This window comes from Rickettsia sp. TH2014, assembly GCF_019249195.1.
GTDB lineage: Bacteria > Pseudomonadota > Alphaproteobacteria > Rickettsiales > Rickettsiaceae > Rickettsia > Rickettsia felis.
The window spans coordinates 1-3246 of the sequence record NZ_MXAX01000284.1; the positions used below are offsets into that span (position 1 = coordinate 1).

Here is a 3246-nt window from a genome sequence, read left to right on the forward strand (position 1 = left end):
TTATTGGCAATGTTAAGGTAGGTAATACCTACCTCTTTGCCTTACGACTGTTTTATTTTTGTTATTTTCTTAAGGGTTTTTTATTCGTTTGGTCTAGAGACTCACCTTCAGCTTTAAAACCCCTTGATGGCTCTTAAATCGCTTTTGCCTTGTATGGTCGTATAGTAGCTCTAACTTAATATTTTTCCGGCTCGCTATTAATCCGACCCCAGCATTAAGACTCGTCCTTTCGTTCTGAGCATTAGTTGATATGGTGCCAGTTCCGATAGTTTGCTTGGACTCGTAGTACGTTAAAGTGAAAGGATGGCTTTTGCCCCTGCTACCTATTCTTCTCTCTACCGAGAAATGAGCAGTAGGTGTTATGGATATTGCCCGTGAAGTACTACCATTTAGTTTAATAGGGGCAAATATTACTCTGCTGCCTATCTCACCATTAAAGGCTTGGTAGCTCTTTTTAGAATGCTCTATAGATAGGTTACTTGCTATTTGCTCTTTATGGCGACTTGCTTTCTCATATTCGTATCTCAATCCAATGTGAGGTATTAGCGTTACTGCTCTCGGTAACTCTATTCTGTAGTGAAGATGAGGCTCAAGACTCAATAACTTTGAGCTTGCTTTTGTGCCTTTGCTATAGCCTGCTGAACCTATTACCGACATGCTGATATCACGACTTACTGGACGTGAGCCATATAGACTAAATATATGAGTATCATATTTAGTGCTGGTACTTGCAGTACTGCTTCGTAAATCACTTGACCCGCCTTGATCTTGATATTTCACACGACTAGTGCACTTGCTAAAACTGCCACCTACCAGCAAATCATTCTCAAGGTTAAGCTCTAGCCCAATAGTGCCTCCAGCTATTTTAGTGCTGTATCCATTTAAGTCTGCTTTAGATTTTTGTTTGTTACTGCCAAGCGTACCACTACTCCATATACTATAGCCGTGGGTTTTTTCAGCTGCATCATCTAGAGCTCCACCTGCTTCTTCATCACCTGCAGCAACAGCCGCAGTTACTATATCTTTAGCAAAAATGCGGTGCTTAATCTGATGACTTGCTATTTTACTCATATTACGTGCTTGGTTATGTGATGCTGCTACCATAGCTGCTTTTTTAAGCATCTCTTCTTTGTCTATAGAGGTCGCTTGTACGCAAGGTTCGCTAGATGCAGCATCAACATCTACTTCAGTAATAGAGTTTTGGATATCGTCGTCTTCTACTGTTTCTTGGGTCAAGATATCACTATCTCCATGATACTCGCTTTCTTCTTGAAGCTCAGATGATATAGATGCCATTGTTACTGGTGCTTGCTTGAGGTTTGATACTTCAGTAAGTTGGTCTAACGCTGCTAGTTCATCTTCTGATGGAGGTGGTGGAAATGGTAAATCTTCTATTGCATCATCCTCAGTAACATCAGACACTATGCCCAACTCCTGTAATTCCTCTGCCGTTGGAGGGGGAGGAAACAGTAAATCTTCATCAGCGTTTTCTATTATTTCAGATATATTTTTCTCTCTATCCACCTCTGTTACTGGGTATGGTGGTAGGGGCAGCCTATCCTGCTCTTTTTCTAATACGTCATAGTCTATTGTTTGAGTGGCATTGATATCATTAGAATTGGATATTATGCCCGTATCCATTAATGCTAATTCTGCTTCCGTTGGTGGGGGAGGCAATATTAAAGCTGTATCATCGTTATCTATGACTTGTTCATTATTTTTTGACTCAAACTCAGAAGTGAATGCATCGCCTATTTTAGTATCAGGATCTTTGTATGCTAAGCCTAATCTTGATTTTGCAATAGTAGCGTATTTCGCTTCTAATAAGGCTTTGTTCTTTGCTATTGCTGATTTATTTCTTTCGATAGTTTGTCTTGCTTCCTCAGATGCTGATAGTTTTGAATATATAGCATCTGCAGGTGGTGCTGATTGCAAAGCTGATGTAGGTGATGATATTTCATTTTCCTCATCTAACCCTTCCACTTCATCATCTTCTTCTATCTCCATTACTGCTCTTCTTCTGCTTAAAGTCTGTTGTAGCTCATCTTTAACCTCAAGTTCCGCTAAAATCACAGTAGAACTTTGTTTTGCTTTATAATGATTGTTTGGAATTAATGGCTCTTTATACTGACACCCTACTATCTTAGGTAAATCTTGTATTGGAACTGATGTTGATGACTTAGTAGTATCAGAGCCATTAAAAGTATTTACTGGTTCTGTGTTTGTTGTATCATTTGATTCCGGTGTTACTCTTTTGGCAACATCTTCTATAGCCTGCTTGCTCCACTTATCGTCCTCTTCATCATCCCACTCATCATCATTCTCACTAAAATTAGATAGACTCGAAGTGTCTTCTTTATCTACTGCAAAAAAATGATTTGGGATCGTTATACTCATGCCACCTATCTCAGTTTTAACACCTTGATTTTGATCTGATGATCTCGGTATGCTAGGCGTGGTTGATATGCTGCAATCTGATTCTAAAGAGTGTTCTGATGAAGTATCTGATATTGTGTCATCTGATAATGTATCGTATGCACTATCGCCATCTAGTACTTGGTCTAATATCTCGATAGCTGCCTTCTCTGTTTCTGTTATTCCCTCTGCAGGTTGTGCTGATGGTAGCGGTAAATCATTATCGCTAGGTGCTGATGCTAAGTATTCTAGTGGTGGGGCAGATGGCAATCCTTCTGCAAGTGCGGTATCGTCCCATGGTTCAGAATATATAGTCTCCTCGTCCCAATCTTTCGTTACAAGATTGTCTTGAGGCATGAAATATATACTGTCTCTGCTGAGAGTGGCAGATCCATCTGCTGCAAAATTAAATGATGTGTTTACATTATTAAAGTTATTGTGTAGTTGCTCATCGGGATCATTGTTATATAAGTCCTGTAGTTCTTCTATAGTAATGGGCTTTTCTTGAGCTTTAGGCGCAGTACTACCGCTATTGAATCCTAATATATTACTAAGATGGCTTAATGGGTTTTTGAACTTAAACCATCTTGAGGTATTGCTATTGTTTCCTTGGGGTGATTGTACTGTAACTTCTTCAGATTCTACGCTAGGATGTGCTTTAGCATCTAATGTTGCTGTGAGCATCATTGCTGATAAAAGACTTGCAGATACTATGCGTGATATTCTGCTTATTGGTCCGTTATACTTTCTGCTGTAATAACTCTCGCTTTGACTAGCTGGTAAAAAGTAGTCGGGAGTTAGGTATTGTGATTGGTGCGTGCCTGAAGCAGC

General features: G+C 39.6%; 1 protein-coding gene. It reads right to left on the bottom strand.

What is annotated here, in order from left to right; genetic code table 11:
- Nucleotides 1–93: 93 nt before the first annotated feature.
- On the bottom strand, nt 94–3246 hold a 3153-nt coding region (locus KYQ89_RS07985), incomplete at its 5' end, for an autotransporter domain-containing protein (protein ID WP_371920419.1).